Origin of the sequence: Prosthecobacter sp., from assembly GCF_020439865.1 — a bacterium.
In the GTDB taxonomy this organism is placed as follows: Bacteria; Verrucomicrobiota; Verrucomicrobiia; order Verrucomicrobiales; family Verrucomicrobiaceae; genus Prosthecobacter.
The window spans coordinates 1-13,114 of record NZ_JAGRPF010000016.1; the positions used below are offsets into that span (position 1 = coordinate 1).

Below are 13,114 nucleotides of genomic sequence, written 5' to 3' on the forward strand. Positions count from 1 at the left end.
GGTCTGTTTTACCTGAGCGGGCAGCGACAGTGAGACAGTCATCCCATGCGACTCGCTGCACGGCTTGAATGGAGCCTTGGTTGAGCAAGGGGCGGTCAACGCCTCCCGACCGGGCATGCGCAGCAGATGACAGCGATGCAGCGGAACACGTCCTGGCCGCATACGTCTGGAGCCCCCCGGCATGGAAGAAAGCCAGCCGTAACCTTCAACCGAGGTCAGCGACAGGACGCGGCGTGAGGTCGGCGGTTCCTTTTGGGAACATGCGGCCGCGGGCGGTCAGGATCTCAGGCTCGTCAGGGGTGATGAGCACGACGTGCTCAAAATGTGCGGAGGGCTTGCGATCCTGCGTCACCACCGTCCATTTGTCTTCCAAGATGCGCGTCTTGCCCGTGCCCATGTTGATCATGGGCTCGATGGCGAGGGTCATGCCCGCCTTGAGACGCGGACGTTCCCCTTTCTTACCGTAGTTCGGGACCTGCGGCTCTTCATGGAGCTTCCGTCCAACACCGTGACCGACAAACTCGCGGACGACACTGTAACCGTACTGGGTGACGTGATGCTCCACGCTATGGCAAAGATCGCCCAGCATCCACCCGTCGCGGGCGTATTTGACCGCATTCAAAAGCGATTCCTCGGTGGCCGCCAGCAGATGCAGCGTCTCCTTGGCCACATTGCCAACAGGCACGCTGAGCGCATTGTCGCCGACCCAGCCGTCGAAATAGACTCCGACGTCGATCTTCACGATGTCGCCATCCTGAATGACGCGTGGACCACCGATGCCGTGCACCACTTCCTCGTTGATGGACACACAGATGTTGCCCGGAAACTGGCGGTAGCCGAGGAAAGCACTCGTGGCACCGAGTTCTTTGATCTTCGCCGCGGCGAAACGGTCGATCTCAGCCGTGGTGACACCGACATGGACCTGAGAGGCGGTTTGAATCAGCACGTCACGTGCGACCTGGCAGGCCCGGCGAATGCCCTGCTGCTGCGCGCCGTGGCGAATGGGGATGTTTCCCGATTTGAGAAAAGCCATGGCGCGCTCGAAGAACCTCACTTGAGAGCCAGCTTGTACACCACGCCGATCAACACAATGATGGCGAGACCGACCCACAGCCAGACGATGGTGGTGGAGTCCATGGCACGACCGCCCTGCTGGATGCGATCCACACGGCCACGGATACGGCCCTTCTTGAGGAAGCCGTCATAGTGGCTCTGCAGAAGGTGGGTTTCCACCTGACGCATGACGTCCAAAACGACTCCAACGAGAATGAGCAAACTGGTGCCACCAAAGAACTGCGCAGCCGAGCTGGAGATCTTCATGGAACTGCTGACGAGACCTGGCATCACATAGAGGCCGGTGAGGAAAATCGCGCCTGCAAAGGTGAGGCGGCTCATGGTGAAGTCGAGGAAGTCAGCCGTGGGTTTGCCTGGACGAATGCCCGGAACGTAGCCGCCGCTCTTTTTGAGATCTTCGGAGATCTGTGTCGGCTGGAACATGGTGGCCACCCAGAAGTAGCTGAAGAAGAAGATCAACAGCGATGACGCCACGTAATAAACCCAGCCGCTGCTCACAAAGAGAGCCATGCGCTGAATCCAGTTCACATCCTTGAACAACGACGCGAGAATCGTGGACGGGAAGAGCAGGATGGCCTGCGCAAAGATGATCGGCATGACGCCGGAATAATTGATCTTCAGCGGCAAATACTGCGTCTGGCCGCCATAGACTTTGCGGCCCACCACGCGCTTGGCGTAGGTGATCGCGATACGGCGTGTGGCCTGGGTCAGGGCGATGACACCGGCGATGACAAGAATCATGAAGCCCATCAGCAACACGAGAGTGAAGGCGCTGGCGGGGCTGGCCTTCACGCTGCCGACGAAGGTCTGCCACACCTGAATGAGCGCACCCGGGAGGTCGGAGACGATGTTGACGCAAATCAGAATCGAGACGCCGTTGCCGATGCCGCGGTCGGTGATCTGCTCACCCAACCACATCATGAGCATGGTGCCAGCTGTGATGGTGATCACGCTCGTGCAAACAAAACCAAAACCGTAATTTGGCACCAAGGGTCGCCCCCCTAGAGCATCAATGGCATCCTGCAAACCGGCCATGAGGTAGTTTTGCTGCGGATCCGCCAGAGACTGGGCGAGCAACGTGGCCTGGAACACGCAGAGAATGATCGTGGCAACACGGGTGTACTGCGTGATTTTTTGACGACCACCCTCTTCACGAGCGAGCTTGCTGAGCGGCGGCCAGACGGCGGTCAGAAGTTGCAGCATGATGCTGGCGCTGATGTAGGGCATGATGCCCAAGGCGAAAATGGCGCAGTTTTGCAGACCACCACCGCTGAAGATGTTGAGGAGAGCGGCGACCTGGGCGGCACCTGAAGCGCTGTCACCCGCCTTGTTTTCGATCCATGCATTCAACACCGTGGGATCGACGCCTGGAAGCGTGATGGAGGTGCCGATGCGAACGATGACGATCATCGCCAGCGTGAAAAGGATGCGCGAGCGAAGTTCGGGGACTTTGAAGCTGTTGGCGAAAGCGGAGATCATGAATGGTGGCTGGAAGCGAAGATGGGCCTGGTTCCTGACAGCATTCGCTGCGCGGAGACCGGCCCATCAAAGCGGTTGGGTCAGAAAAAATCAGGCAGCGATGGAACCGCCGGCCTTTTCAATCTTTTCACGGGCCGTGGCGCTGACTTGCGCGCCCTGGATGGTGAACTTGCGGGCAAGGTCGCCGGTGCCGAGGATCTTGATGAAATCACAGCTGCGGCTGACCAGTCCGGCCTCGCGAAGGGCTGCATCGTTGATGACAGCGCCGTCCTGAAAGGTCTCGTTAAGGTCGCCGACATTGACGACTTCAAACGTGTCCTTGAACTGCGCGTTGTTGAAGCCCTTTTTCGGAAGACGACGGTGCATCGGCATCTGTCCACCTTCAAAGCCGGGGCGGATGCCGCGACCAGCGCGTGCCATCTGACCTTTGTGGCCCTTGCAGGAGGTTTTGCCGTGACCGGAGCTTTCGCCACAGCCAATGCGCTTGCGGCGCTTTTTGGCACCGGGGCGGGGTTTGACGTCTTGGAGTCTCATGGAGATTTGAAAAGTAGAAAGTTGGGATCAGATTAGAGCGCCTTGCGCTCCTTAATTTCCTTGCCGCGGGCGCGGAGGATTTCATCCGCAGGACGCAGGGCGCTGAGGGCGGCCAGCGTGGCTTTGACGACATTGGCGTGATTGCTGGAGCCCAGCGACTTGCCGATCACGTCTTTGACACCTGCAGCTTCGAGAACCGCACGGGCGCCACCACCTGCGATGATGCCGGTACCGGGGGTTGCCGGCTTGAGAAGAATGAAACCACCGCCGTGGGCACCCGTCACCTCGTGAGGGATGGTGCTGTCCTTCAGGCAGAAGGTGTACATGTTCTTGCGTGACGCTTCTGTGGCCTTCTTGATGGCGTCAGACACTTCATTGGCCTTGCCAAATCCGCAACCCACGCGGCCATTTGCATCTCCGGAGACGACGAGCGCACTGAAGCTGAAACGGCGGCCGCCTTTGACCACCTTGGCGCATCGGTTGATGTGAACCACCTTCTCCACGCCGTCCACTTCACGCGGTCCACGGTCATCACGACCACGGAACGAGGAGGGAGCTGACGTCTGGACAGGTGCGGCAGCTTCCACCGGCTCTGTCTCAATAACTACTGTTTCTTCGGCCATAATAGAAAGAATGCGGGTGGATTAGAATTTCAGGCCCTTTTCGCGGGCGGCATCAGCAAGCGCTTTGACCTTGCCATGATAGATGAAACCGGCGCGGTCAAAGACCACCTCGGAAATGTTTTTTGCGATGGCACGCTCCGCGAGAAGCGCACCAACCTTGACTGCGTTTTCGACATTGGCCTTGCCAGCGCCGTAGCCTTTTTCCTTGGTGGAGGCCGAAACGATCGTCTTGCCGGCCTCGTCGTCGATGACCTGGGCGTAAACGTTGGTGTTCGAGAAGTAAACAGCGAGGCGGGGACGCTCGGCAGTGCCGCTGAGCTTGCGACGAATGCGCTTGTGAATGCGAGCGCGGATGTCTTTGCGATTGGTAAGAGCCATGATGAGTATCTCCGGAGATTATTTGACGGACTTGCCGGCTTTGCGGCGGATGTGTTCGCCCGCGTAGCGCACGCCCTTGGCCTTGTAAGGCTCCGGCGGGTAGTAGGCGCGGATGTCAGCGGCCAGCTGGCCGACGACCTGCTTGTCGATGCCTTCGATGGCGATCTTGGTGTTTTCAGTCACAGTCACCTTCACACCCTTGGGAATCGGATGCAGACGGTCATGAGACTGGCCAAGCTGAAGGTCGATGTTTGAACCTTTGACAGCGGCACGAAAACCCACGCCGTGAATTTCGAGGTTGCGGGTGTAGCCCTGGCTGACGCCGATGATCATGTTGGCGATCAGACGCTGTGTGGTGCCGTGAAGGGCGCGCACACGACGGTCTTCGGATTCGCGGGTGACATTGACGGTGTTGGCATCGGAGTTGACCTTGACGCCGAGAGGGAGGGTCCAGCCGAGTTCACCCTTGGGGCCTTTGACCTGCACGGAGCGGTCGTCGCCAACCTTGATGGTGACCTTGTCTGGAATGGAAATGATTTGTTTGCCTACGCGTGACATGAGGGTTGTGACGGGTTGGAGGTTTACCAGACGGTGGCGAGGAGTTCACCACCCACCTTGGCCTTGCGGGCCTTGGCACCGGTCATGATGCCGCGTGGAGTGGAAAGGATGGAGATGCCCAGACCGCCGAGCACACGGGGGATCTCGTCGCTGCCGACGTACTTGCGCAGGCCCGGCTTGCTGACGCGGTCGATCTTGCGGATGACGCCGGTCTTGTCCTGATACTTGAGTTTGAGTTTGAGGCGCGGATGAGTGGCGCTGGTGTCCACTTCATAGCTCCAGATGTAGCCTTCTTCCTGCAAGATGCGGCAGAGTTCGGCCTTCATCTTGGAGAAAGGAATGAGCACATGCTCCTGCTGTGCGGCGGACGCGTTGCGGATACGCGTGAGAAAGTCTGAAATCGGGTCGGTCATGACGCTGAGTGTGTCCGGGTTTTGAGGTTATGCGGCGGCTTCAGCGCCTTCTTCCTTCTTCGGTTGAGCTGTGCGGGTGCGGAAGGGCATGCCCAGAACGCGCAGCATTTCACGGGCGTGGTCATCATTGTTCGTGCTGGTGACGAAGGTGATGTCAAAACCCAAAGGACGCTTGATCTTGTCGAGCTCGATCTCAGGGAAGATCGACTGTTCAGCAACACCGAGTGTGTAGTTGCCACGGCCGTCAAAGGCACGGGGGGCGACGCCGCGGAAGTCACGAATGCGGGGGATGGCGGTGCGCACGAGACGCATCATGAAGTCATACATCTTGCCACCACGGAGGGTGACCTTGACGCCGACGTTTTCACCTTCACGAAGTTTGAAGTTGGCGATGGCCTTCTTGCTCTTGGTGATCACCGGCTTCTGACCGGTGATGAGGGCGACTTCGTTCACAGCGTCTTCGATCGCCTGCTTGCGTTCGCTCTGGCTGCCGACAGCACAGTTCACAACGATTTTCTTGAGCTGCGGGACTTCGTGGATGTTTGCGAGACCGAGCTGTGTTTTGAGCTCGTTACGCTTTTCTTTGTAGAGGGTCTGTAGGATGTGTTCCATGGTTCAGTTTCGGGCTGTGCCGCCTTTCCTTCGATGATCACACCATGCGGAGCGACGATGGCGAAGGGGGAGGCAAATGGGGGGCGGGGATTTAGGCCTTGGCCTTCTTCTTGGCAACTTTCTTTTTCTTCTCTTTCACGGGCGCATCGACGCGCTTCACGTTGGAGATGTGAATGGGGCCTTCCTTTTCCTGGAAGCCGCCGTTCTGGTTCTGCTGGGTGGGCTTGATCGCTTTTTTGATCATGCGCACGCCTTCGACGAGCACCCGGCCTTTGCCTGGCTGCACTTCCAGGACAACGCCCTGGGCGCCTTTGGCGGCTCCGGATATGACGACGACATTGTCGCCTTTTTTAACGTGGGTCTTGGTACGGCTCATGGGGTTACAGCACTTCAGGTGCGAGGGAAACGATCTTCATGAAATTCTTGTCGCGGAGCTCACGGGCCACAGGGCCGAAGATACGAGTGCCGCGCGGGTTGTTGTCCTTGTCGATGATGACCATGGCGTTCCGGTCGAAACGCAGGATCGAGCCATCAGTGCGACGGATCGGGTGCGAGGTGCGCACGATCACGGCACGGACAACTTCACCTTTCTTCACGGCGGCGGTCGGCGTGGACTCGCGGACGTGGGCGGTGATGATGTCGCCAACATAGGCGAAGCGGGTGTTTTTCTTGCCGAGCACGCCGATCATCGTGGCAAGCCGGGCACCGGTGTTGTCTGCCACCGGGATTGAGGACTCCATTTGCAACATAAGCTGTTTCTCCTGGTCAGGTTAAGGGGTTCAAACTTGCGAATTAGTGCTTCTGAACTTCCACAAGTTCCCAGCGCTTCAGCTTGGACAGCGGACGAGTTTCGGCGATGAGCACCTTGTCTCCGACCTTCGCCTGTTCCGCTTCATCGTGGGCGTAGAACTTGGAGGTCTGGCGGATGATCTTCTTGAACAGGGGGTGGGGAACGCGGCGTTCAACTTCAACGACGATCGTTTTCGTCATCTTGTCGGACACCACGACGCCGACGCGCGTCTTGCGCACAGGCTTCTTTTCGGTGGCGGCAGGGGCTGCTGCGGTGGTCTCGCTCATGATATTAAAGATGCTTCAGGGGTGAACGGCCGGATCAGGCGGCCTTCTTGGCGGCCGCAGTGCGGGAACGCTCGGTGATGATGGTTTCGATACGGGCGATTTCGCGACGGATATGACGCAGGCGGGCTGGGTTTTCGAGCTGGCCACCACCGGCACCCTGTTGGACGCGCAGGTTAAGCGCCTCCTGCTTGAGTTCGCGACGGCGTGCGGAAAGCTCTTCCACAGTCGATTCACGGAGTTCTTTGATCTTCATAATTCAGTTCGCAGTTCGCGTTGTTATTTGTGGAGGCTTTCGCGGGTGACGAAGCGGCAGCGCAGACCAAGCTTCGTGGCGGCGAGACGGCTGGCTTCGCGTGCCGTGGCCTCGTTCACACCTGAGATTTCAAACAGGACGTGTCCAGGAAGCACGACGGCAACCCAGAACTCCGGAGAGCCCTTACCTTTACCCATTCGAACTTCAGGCGGACGCTGGGTGACAGGCTTGTGAGGGAAAATGCGAACGAAAACCTTGCCTTTACGCTTCAGGAAGCGGGTGATCGCGACGCGGCAGGCTTCGATGTGGATGTTCTTGATCCAGCCACGCTCAAGGGTCTGAAGTCCGAACTCACCGAAGTCCAGCTTGTTGCCGCTGGTGGCGTTGCCGCCGCGGTTGCCGCGCTGCGATTTGCGATATTTTACTCTGCTTGGAAGAAGGGCCATACGTCTCTGTCCTGTGAAAGGGTTTTAATTCAAAAAAGGTTGGGGGGCAGCGGTTATCCCTGGGTCGGAGCGGCTTCAGGGGCAGGCGCTGGAGCGGGGGCTCCGTAGCCTTGATTGCCGCCGCGACCGCGATCGCCACCACGTGGGCCAGGGGCGCCCGGACGACGCTCACCACGATCGTTGTTGCGCGGACGACGGTCACCGCCTGGGCGGGAAACACCGGTTTCAGGAGCGTTGCCGCGATTCAGCCAGCACTTCACGCCAATAATGCCATAGACGGTGCGGGCTTCGGCGAAGCCGTAATCGATCGGAATACGCAGGGTCTGAAGGGGGACCTTGCCCTGACGATACTGTTCCGCACGGGCGATATCAGCACCACCAAGACGGCCGGCGCAACGAAGACGGATGCCATCAGCGCCCATGTCCATGGCGGTCTGCAGCGAACGCTTCATGGCGCGACGGAAGGAGATACGGCGCTCAAGCTGAACGGCGACGGCCTCGGCCACAAGCTGAGCATCGAGTTCCGGCTGCTTGATTTCGAAGATGTCGATCTTCACCTGCTTGCCACCACACATTTCGGAGACCTTCTGGCTCATCACATCGATTTCCTGACCTTTGCGGCCGATCACGAGGCCCGGACGGGCGGTGTGCAGAGTCACGCGGACCTGATTCCAAGCACGTTCAATGACGATCTTGGAGATGGCGGCCTGCATGAGCTTCTCTTTGAGATAGGCGCGGATCGCCAGATCGCTGTGAAGCGACTCAGCATATTCTTTTTCGGGTGCGTACCACTTGGAGCGCCAGTCTTTGCTGACTGCGAGGCGGAAGCCGATCGGATTTACTTTCTGTCCCATAAGGTGAGGAGGTGCGGTTCGGTGGCGTTGCGGTTATTCAGAGGCTTTCTTGGACTTGGCTGCCTTCTTTTTGGCAGGGGCGCTGCGGCGCGCGGACTTCGGAGCTTTTTTCTCGCCTTCAGCCTTGGCTTCTTCGGCCTTGGGAGCGCCGATGACGACGGTAATGTGGGTCATGCGCTTCTTGATCGGAGCGGCGGAGCCACGGGCGCGTGGCATGATGCGGCTGAGCACCGGGCCGGGCGTGGCGACGGCGGACTGCACGATGAATTCCGAGGCGTCCTGTTCGTGGTTGTTCTCGGCGTTCGCGATGGCGGAACGGAGAGTTTTGCCCACAAGGAAGGCGGCTTTTTTCGGGGTGAAGTCGAGAACGCTCAGCGCCTGGGAGACGGGCATGCCGGTGATGGCGCGCGTGACCTGGCGGGCTTTCTGCGAGGAGATCCTGGCGTATTTGAGAACGGAACGGACGGACATAAAGCGAGGGGGGTTCTTGACTTCGTTAGAGGGATTTGTTGAGATCGACGCGACCCCGGTCACCGACGCGGACGGGATCGTTGGCGCTGGCCAGTTCCTGGACCACGGCACCACAAACGGAATTGCGCACTTCAGTGATGAGGACTTTGGCGATGGGCTTGTCCTCACGGAAAATTTCAAAGGGCATGCCGGGCTTCACGCCGTCCTTGGCACCGATGGAGAGCACGGCGATGCCAAGCTCATTTTTCAGACTGACGACGCGGGCATTTTGCAGATCACCGACGGCCATGCCATTCTGGGCGCCACCGGCTTTGACCAGAGCAGCGTCTGCCAGTGTAATGGCCTTGTTCAGGCGATCTGCAGCCGCGGGATCGGCATTCTGCGCGCTCTTCATCAGGCCCATGCCCGACTCGGCGAGTTCGATCACTGCGTTCGCTAGTTCATCACGCTGCTCCTTCATGATGCGCAAGTCACTCAGCGCAGCGAGCAGGCGTTCCTGGGTCTGGTCCTTGGAGTTTTCGAGAGCGCCAACACCGAGACCTTCGAGCAGGCCGCGCAGCTTTTCGTAGCGATCCTTGAGTTCGTTGCTTTCAGCGTTGGCGGCAGCGGCGCTCTGGGCCAGAGCGTCGTTCTTGTCCTTCGAGGCAAGTGCCTGTGCTTCGAGCGCCTGAATCTTGGCGGCGGCAACCTGCAGGGTCGTGTGAAGTTCCTGCAATTCGAGCCTGTCATCCGCACGCAAACCGGACACGCCCGCCGCGAGGAGCAGCGAGAGGGTGGTGCGGGTGATGGAAGTCCGGATTGACATGAATTTCTCGATGCTCTGGGGATTACTTGGCGGCCTTGACGGTGACAGCTCCGTGAGACTTGAACAGACGGGTGAGGGCAAACTCGCCAAGGCGATGTCCCACCATGTTTTCAGTCACATACACGGAGACGAAGTCCTTGCCGTTGTGAACGAGGAACGTGTGACCGACGAGGTCAGGAGTGACCATGGAGGAACGAGCCCAGGTTTTGATGGGGCGTTTCTGCTTGGCGTCGTTGAGCTTGTCCACCTTGTCGAGGAGGGCTTGCTGAACGAAGGGGCCTTTTTTGAGGGAGCGTGCCATGAGAGTGATTGAGTGGAAAATGGATTACTTCTTGGCGTGACGGGACTGGACGATGAGCTTGTTCGTCGCCTTCTTCTTATTGCGGGTCTTTTCACCCTTCGCATGGCCCCATGGGCTGAGAAGGTGCTGACGACCACCACCGGACTTCGAACGACCTTCACCACCACCGTTCGGATGGTCGATCGGGTTCATACACATGCCACGGACCGTCGGGCGGGTGCCCTGCCAGCGGGTGCGACCGGCCTTGGCGCTGACGACGTTCATGTGCTCGACGTTGCCAACCTGGCCGATCGTTGCGTAGCACACGGAGAGGATCTTGCGGATCTCGCCGGAGGGCATGCGCACGAGGGCGAAATCACCTTCACGGTTGGAAAGGATCGCGGCCTGACCGGCGGCGCGGGCTACAACACCACCTTTGCCTGGGGAAAGCTCAATGTTATGGATCGAGGTGCCGAGTGGGATCTTGCTCAGAGGAAGCGCGTTGCCCACTTCAGGGGCGGCCTTTTCACCGGCCATCACAGAAGCACCCACAGCGAGAGTGTTCGGAGCGAGGATGTAGGCACGCTGACCGTCCTTGTACTCGACCAGCGCGATACGTGCCGAACGATTCGGGTCATACTCGATGCCCACCACCTTGGCGGCTTCGTCACGACGAGAGCGCTTGAAATCAATGAGGCGATAACGCTTGTCATGACCACCGCCGATGTGACGGCAGGTGATACGACCAGTGTTGTTGCGGCCACCCGACTTGCGAAGAGCCACAGTGAGGCTTTTCTCCGGAGAATGCTTGGTGATCTCCTCGAAGGAGTTCCACTCTTTGTAGCGATTGGTGGGCGTGGTTGGCTTGAATGTTTTCAGCGCCATGACGGTAGGATGAGTTAAAGGGTTGCGTGCCTGGGTTTACGCGAGGTCGAACTTTTCACCCGCCTTGAGACGGACGATGGCCTTCTTCCAGTGATTGGTGCGGCCGTAATCAGCGCGGCGTTCACGACGGGCCTTGCCGTCGTAGTTGGCCGTGCGGACGCCGTTGACTTTCTTGCCAAACAGCTTTTCGACGGCCTGCTTGATGTCGATCTTGGTGGCATCGACATCGACGGAGAACACGTACTCGTTGTTCTGTTCACCGAGCAGCGTTGCTTTTTCGCTGAGGCGGATGGTTTTGATGACTTTATGAAGGTCTTTCATGATCAGGCAGTCCTCTTGGCAAGGGTTTCAAGGGCTTCGCCGGTCACAACCACACTGCGATAGCGAAGGATGTGTTCGGCATTCACGTCGTCAGCGGAAATGAGCTGGACGTTCTGGACATTGCGGCCGGCGCGATAGGTGAGTTCATCGAAACCTTTGCCGATGAGAAGCACGTTCTTCGCAGTGGTCAGTGCGTTGACGGCGGCGATGAAGCTCTTGGTCTTGCCGTCTTCGATGGCAAAGCTGCCAATGCTGAGCACTTCACCGTCCAGGATGCGGGCGGTCAAAGCGGCACGCAGAGCGAGCTTCTTGGTGTTTTTGGTGATCTTCTTCGCCCAAACAGTGGTATTACGAGGGCCGAACACGACACCACCACCGCTCCAGACGGGGGAACGCTTGCTGCCCATACGAGCATTGCCGGTTCCCTTCTGATTCCAGAGCTTCTTGCCGGAGCCAGAAACTTCAGAACGGTTTTTGGTGTGGGCGTTGCCCTGACGACGGTTGGCACGGTAGGCCACCAGAGTGTCACTTAGAGCCTGGGAGCCTTTATAGCCCTCGGTCAGTTGAATATTGGCCGCCTTCGCGGCATCGGCTGAGAGAATGGTCGCTGACATGGTTCAGTTCCTCGTAATTATTTCTTGGCGACGGCTTTTTTACCGGGGCGCACCACAACGATGCTTCCGGTGTTGCCGGGAAGCGCGCCTTTGATGAGAAGGATGCCTTCTTCGGGGCGGCTCTGAACCACCACCAGATTCTGCGTCGTGCAGCGGGTCGTGCCGTCATGGCCGGGCATCTTCTGATTTTTCCAAACAAGGCCGGGGGTAAGACGGCAGCCGATGGAACCAGGACGACGGTGCATCATGTGACCATGGGAAGCAGGCTGACCTGCGAAGTTCCAGCGCTTGACGACGCCTTGGAAGCCCTTGCCTTTTGTGTGGCCGATCACATCAACGATCTGTCCGTCGCTGAAGAGGCTGGCGTCAAGCTTGGCATCGGCAGCTGGAAGCTGGTCGTCGCCGGTGACGCGGAATTCTTTGACGATGCGCTTGGCTGTCGTGCAGCCATGCTTTTTGAAGTGGCCAAGTAGCGGCTTGCTGACGCGGGATTCCTTGTTTTGGTCGCCGTAGCCGACCTGAACGGCGCTGTACTTGTCCTTGCCGTCGCTGCGCTTCACCTGAATGACGGTGTTGCCGCTGACATCGACCACGGTAACTGCCACGGCTTCGCCTTTGGCGTCATAGACCTTGGTCATTCCGAGTTTTTTGCTGATCAATCCGAGACTCATAAGTATGTCCCCCAGTCGCGCGAAAGGGTGATCGCCTTAGCTCTTGATGGTGATGTCCACGGCGGACGGAAGGTTGAGCTTCTTCAGCTCGGCCACGGTGCGGGAGGTGGGGTCTACAATGTCCAGCAGGCGCTTGTGCGTGCGGATTTCAAACTGGTCCATCGACTTCTTGTCCACGTGCGGAGAGCGGTTCACGGTGAACTTCTCGATGCGGGTGGGCAGCGGGATGGGGCCTGCAACCCGGGCGCCGGTGCGCTTCGCGGTTTCGACGATGTCAGCGGTGCTCTTGTCGAGCACGCGATAGTCATACGCGCGGAGGCGAATGCGGATGCGTTGATTATTCATGACAGGGGTCCGTGTTAAAAAGGTTCAGTGCTGGTGCGGGATCAGGCGTTTCCTCCGCGTTGTTCAACGATCTGCTCGACGATCTGCTGCGGCACCTGCTCAAAGTGAGAGGGCTGCATCGAGTAGCTGGCGCGACCGGAGGAAAGCGTGCGGATGGCGGTGGAGTAACCGAACATTTCGGCCAGGGGCACTTCAGCCCGCAGAATCGCGGTGGTGCCACGGCTGTCGATGCCCTGAATCTTGCCGCGGCGACGGTTAAGGTCACCCATGATGTCACCCTGATAATCTTCCGGGGTGGAGGCTTCCACAGCCATGATCGGCTCAAGAAGGATGCACTTGGCCTTCTTGAGGGCGTCCTTCACGGCGAAGATGCCCGCCATTTTGAAGGCGTTTTCATTGGAGTCCACGTCGTGACTGGAAC

General features: G+C 58.8%; 22 protein-coding genes and 1 pseudogene. All 23 read right to left on the reverse strand.

Annotated elements, in window-relative coordinates:
- Positions 1-205: 205 nt before the first annotated feature.
- A complete protein-coding gene (map, locus tag KDL09_RS01055) occupies positions 206-1,033 on the reverse strand; it encodes a type I methionyl aminopeptidase (RefSeq protein ID WP_294380437.1) in 828 nt (275 codons plus the stop codon).
- A gap of 17 nt (positions 1,034-1,050) precedes the next feature.
- Complete coding sequence (gene secY / locus KDL09_RS01060; protein ID WP_294380438.1) at positions 1,051-2,553, reverse strand: preprotein translocase subunit SecY; 1,503 nt, start codon at positions 2,551-2,553, stop codon at positions 1,051-1,053.
- Positions 2,554-2,643: 90 nt separating this feature from the next.
- Positions 2,644-3,087 carry a 50S ribosomal protein L15 gene (gene rplO / locus KDL09_RS01065; protein ID WP_294380439.1) on the reverse strand — a complete coding sequence of 148 codons (444 nt, stop codon included), beginning with the start codon at positions 3,085-3,087 and terminating at the stop codon, positions 2,644-2,646.
- Between the two features lie 32 nt (positions 3,088-3,119).
- The gene (gene rpsE, locus KDL09_RS01070) at positions 3,120-3,710 is read right to left on the reverse strand and encodes a 30S ribosomal protein S5 (protein ID WP_294380441.1); all 591 of its coding nucleotides are present in this window, start codon (positions 3,708-3,710) and stop codon (positions 3,120-3,122) included.
- Positions 3,711-3,731: 21 nt separating this feature from the next.
- Entirely contained in the window at positions 3,732-4,088 is a 357-nt protein-coding gene (gene rplR, locus KDL09_RS01075) for a 50S ribosomal protein L18 (protein ID WP_294380443.1), read from the reverse strand.
- Positions 4,089-4,106: 18 nt separating this feature from the next.
- The gene (rplF, locus tag KDL09_RS01080) at positions 4,107-4,646 is read right to left on the reverse strand and encodes a 50S ribosomal protein L6 (protein WP_294380445.1); all 540 of its coding nucleotides are present in this window, start codon (positions 4,644-4,646) and stop codon (positions 4,107-4,109) included.
- Positions 4,647-4,669: 23 nt separating this feature from the next.
- Complete coding sequence (rpsH, locus tag KDL09_RS01085) at positions 4,670-5,059, reverse strand: 30S ribosomal protein S8 (RefSeq protein ID WP_294380446.1); 390 nt, start codon at positions 5,057-5,059, stop codon at positions 4,670-4,672.
- A gap of 27 nt (positions 5,060-5,086) precedes the next feature.
- Positions 5,087-5,671 (reverse strand): 50S ribosomal protein L5, encoded by a 585-nt coding sequence (gene rplE, locus KDL09_RS01090; RefSeq protein ID WP_294380448.1) that lies wholly within the window; start codon positions 5,669-5,671, stop codon positions 5,087-5,089.
- A gap of 91 nt (positions 5,672-5,762) precedes the next feature.
- Positions 5,763-6,047: a 50S ribosomal protein L24 gene (gene rplX, locus KDL09_RS01095; protein ID WP_294380450.1), complete on the reverse strand. Its 285-nt coding sequence runs from the start codon at positions 6,045-6,047 to the stop codon at positions 5,763-5,765.
- A 4-nt stretch (positions 6,048-6,051) separates the two neighbouring features.
- Positions 6,052-6,420, reverse strand: a complete 369-nt coding sequence (gene rplN, locus KDL09_RS01100) for a 50S ribosomal protein L14 (RefSeq protein ID WP_294380452.1) — start codon at positions 6,418-6,420, stop codon at positions 6,052-6,054.
- A 43-nt stretch (positions 6,421-6,463) separates the two neighbouring features.
- The gene (gene rpsQ / locus KDL09_RS01105; RefSeq protein WP_294380454.1) at positions 6,464-6,748 is read right to left on the reverse strand and encodes a 30S ribosomal protein S17; all 285 of its coding nucleotides are present in this window, start codon (positions 6,746-6,748) and stop codon (positions 6,464-6,466) included.
- A gap of 34 nt (positions 6,749-6,782) precedes the next feature.
- Entirely contained in the window at positions 6,783-7,001 is a 219-nt protein-coding gene (gene rpmC / locus KDL09_RS01110) for a 50S ribosomal protein L29 (protein ID WP_294380457.1), read from the reverse strand.
- 23 nt (positions 7,002-7,024) lie between these two features.
- Positions 7,025-7,447 (reverse strand): 50S ribosomal protein L16, encoded by a 423-nt coding sequence (gene rplP / locus KDL09_RS01115; protein ID WP_294380459.1) that lies wholly within the window; start codon positions 7,445-7,447, stop codon positions 7,025-7,027.
- 53 nt (positions 7,448-7,500) lie between these two features.
- Positions 7,501-8,301, reverse strand: coding sequence for a 30S ribosomal protein S3 (gene rpsC, locus KDL09_RS01120; protein ID WP_345781059.1), 801 nt, complete (start codon positions 8,299-8,301; stop codon positions 7,501-7,503).
- 33 nt (positions 8,302-8,334) lie between these two features.
- On the reverse strand, positions 8,335-8,772 hold the full coding sequence (gene rplV, locus KDL09_RS01125) for a 50S ribosomal protein L22 (RefSeq protein WP_294380460.1): 438 nt from the start codon (positions 8,770-8,772) through the stop codon (positions 8,335-8,337).
- A gap of 25 nt (positions 8,773-8,797) precedes the next feature.
- On the reverse strand, positions 8,798-9,577 hold the full coding sequence (locus KDL09_RS01130; RefSeq protein ID WP_294380464.1) for a hypothetical protein: 780 nt from the start codon (positions 9,575-9,577) through the stop codon (positions 8,798-8,800).
- Between the two features lie 22 nt (positions 9,578-9,599).
- Positions 9,600-9,878: a 30S ribosomal protein S19 gene (rpsS, locus tag KDL09_RS01135; RefSeq protein WP_184338226.1), complete on the reverse strand. Its 279-nt coding sequence runs from the start codon at positions 9,876-9,878 to the stop codon at positions 9,600-9,602.
- A gap of 24 nt (positions 9,879-9,902) precedes the next feature.
- Entirely contained in the window at positions 9,903-10,742 is an 840-nt protein-coding gene (rplB, locus tag KDL09_RS01140; protein WP_294380471.1) for a 50S ribosomal protein L2, read from the reverse strand.
- Between the two features lie 36 nt (positions 10,743-10,778).
- Complete coding sequence (rplW, locus tag KDL09_RS01145; RefSeq protein WP_345781060.1) at positions 10,779-11,069, reverse strand: 50S ribosomal protein L23; 291 nt, start codon at positions 11,067-11,069, stop codon at positions 10,779-10,781.
- Positions 11,066-11,677: a 50S ribosomal protein L4 gene (gene rplD, locus KDL09_RS01150; RefSeq protein WP_294380475.1), complete on the reverse strand. Its 612-nt coding sequence runs from the start codon at positions 11,675-11,677 to the stop codon at positions 11,066-11,068. The genes rplW and rplD overlap by 4 nt, the downstream gene beginning before the upstream one ends.
- 17 nt (positions 11,678-11,694) lie before the next feature.
- Positions 11,695-12,348, reverse strand: coding sequence for a 50S ribosomal protein L3 (rplC, locus tag KDL09_RS01155; RefSeq protein ID WP_294380477.1), 654 nt, complete (start codon positions 12,346-12,348; stop codon positions 11,695-11,697).
- 36 nt (positions 12,349-12,384) lie between these two features.
- Positions 12,385-12,693: a 30S ribosomal protein S10 gene (rpsJ, locus tag KDL09_RS01160; RefSeq protein ID WP_294380480.1), complete on the reverse strand. Its 309-nt coding sequence runs from the start codon at positions 12,691-12,693 to the stop codon at positions 12,385-12,387.
- 41 nt (positions 12,694-12,734) lie between these two features.
- Positions 12,735-13,114: pseudogene (gene fusA, locus KDL09_RS01165) on the reverse strand (elongation factor G); the annotation flags it as partial.

Bases quoted from the DNA above. Each gene is read 5' to 3' on its own strand.
- rpsH (WP_294380446.1), bottom strand. From the start codon at position 5,059: ATGACCGACCCGATTTCAGACTTTCTCACGCGTATCCGCAACGCGTCC.
- rplV (WP_294380460.1), bottom strand. From the start codon at position 8,772: ATGTCCGTCCGTTCCGTTCTCAAATACGCCAGGATCTCCTCGCAGAAA.
- rplF (WP_294380445.1), bottom strand. From the start codon at position 4,646: ATGTCACGCGTAGGCAAACAAATCATTTCCATTCCAGACAAGGTCACC.
- rpsC (WP_345781059.1), bottom strand. From the start codon at position 8,301: ATGGGACAGAAAGTAAATCCGATCGGCTTCCGCCTCGCAGTCAGCAAA.
- rpsE (WP_294380441.1), bottom strand. From the start codon at position 3,710: ATGGCCGAAGAAACAGTAGTTATTGAGACAGAGCCGGTGGAAGCTGCC.
- rplN (WP_294380452.1), bottom strand. From the start codon at position 6,420: ATGTTGCAAATGGAGTCCTCAATCCCGGTGGCAGACAACACCGGTGCC.
- rpsJ (WP_294380480.1), bottom strand. From the start codon at position 12,693: ATGAATAATCAACGCATCCGCATTCGCCTCCGCGCGTATGACTATCGC.
- rpsQ (WP_294380454.1), bottom strand. From the start codon at position 6,748: ATGAGCGAGACCACCGCAGCAGCCCCTGCCGCCACCGAAAAGAAGCCT.
- KDL09_RS01130 (WP_294380464.1), bottom strand. From the start codon at position 9,577: ATGTCAATCCGGACTTCCATCACCCGCACCACCCTCTCGCTGCTCCTC.
- map (WP_294380437.1), bottom strand. From the start codon at position 1,033: ATGGCTTTTCTCAAATCGGGAAACATCCCCATTCGCCACGGCGCGCAG.
- rplB (WP_294380471.1), bottom strand. From the start codon at position 10,742: ATGGCGCTGAAAACATTCAAGCCAACCACGCCCACCAATCGCTACAAA.
- rplP (WP_294380459.1), bottom strand. From the start codon at position 7,447: ATGGCCCTTCTTCCAAGCAGAGTAAAATATCGCAAATCGCAGCGCGGC.
- rplC (WP_294380477.1), bottom strand. From the start codon at position 12,348: ATGAGTCTCGGATTGATCAGCAAAAAACTCGGAATGACCAAGGTCTAT.
- rplE (WP_294380448.1), bottom strand. From the start codon at position 5,671: ATGGAACACATCCTACAGACCCTCTACAAAGAAAAGCGTAACGAGCTC.
- rpsS (WP_184338226.1), bottom strand. From the start codon at position 9,878: ATGGCACGCTCCCTCAAAAAAGGCCCCTTCGTTCAGCAAGCCCTCCTC.
- rplO (WP_294380439.1), bottom strand. From the start codon at position 3,087: ATGAGACTCCAAGACGTCAAACCCCGCCCCGGTGCCAAAAAGCGCCGC.
- rplD (WP_294380475.1), bottom strand. From the start codon at position 11,677: ATGTCAGCGACCATTCTCTCAGCCGATGCCGCGAAGGCGGCCAATATT.
- secY (WP_294380438.1), bottom strand. From the start codon at position 2,553: ATGATCTCCGCTTTCGCCAACAGCTTCAAAGTCCCCGAACTTCGCTCG.
- rpmC (WP_294380457.1), bottom strand. From the start codon at position 7,001: ATGAAGATCAAAGAACTCCGTGAATCGACTGTGGAAGAGCTTTCCGCA.
- rplX (WP_294380450.1), bottom strand. From the start codon at position 6,047: ATGAGCCGTACCAAGACCCACGTTAAAAAAGGCGACAATGTCGTCGTC.
- rplR (WP_294380443.1), bottom strand. From the start codon at position 4,088: ATGGCTCTTACCAATCGCAAAGACATCCGCGCTCGCATTCACAAGCGC.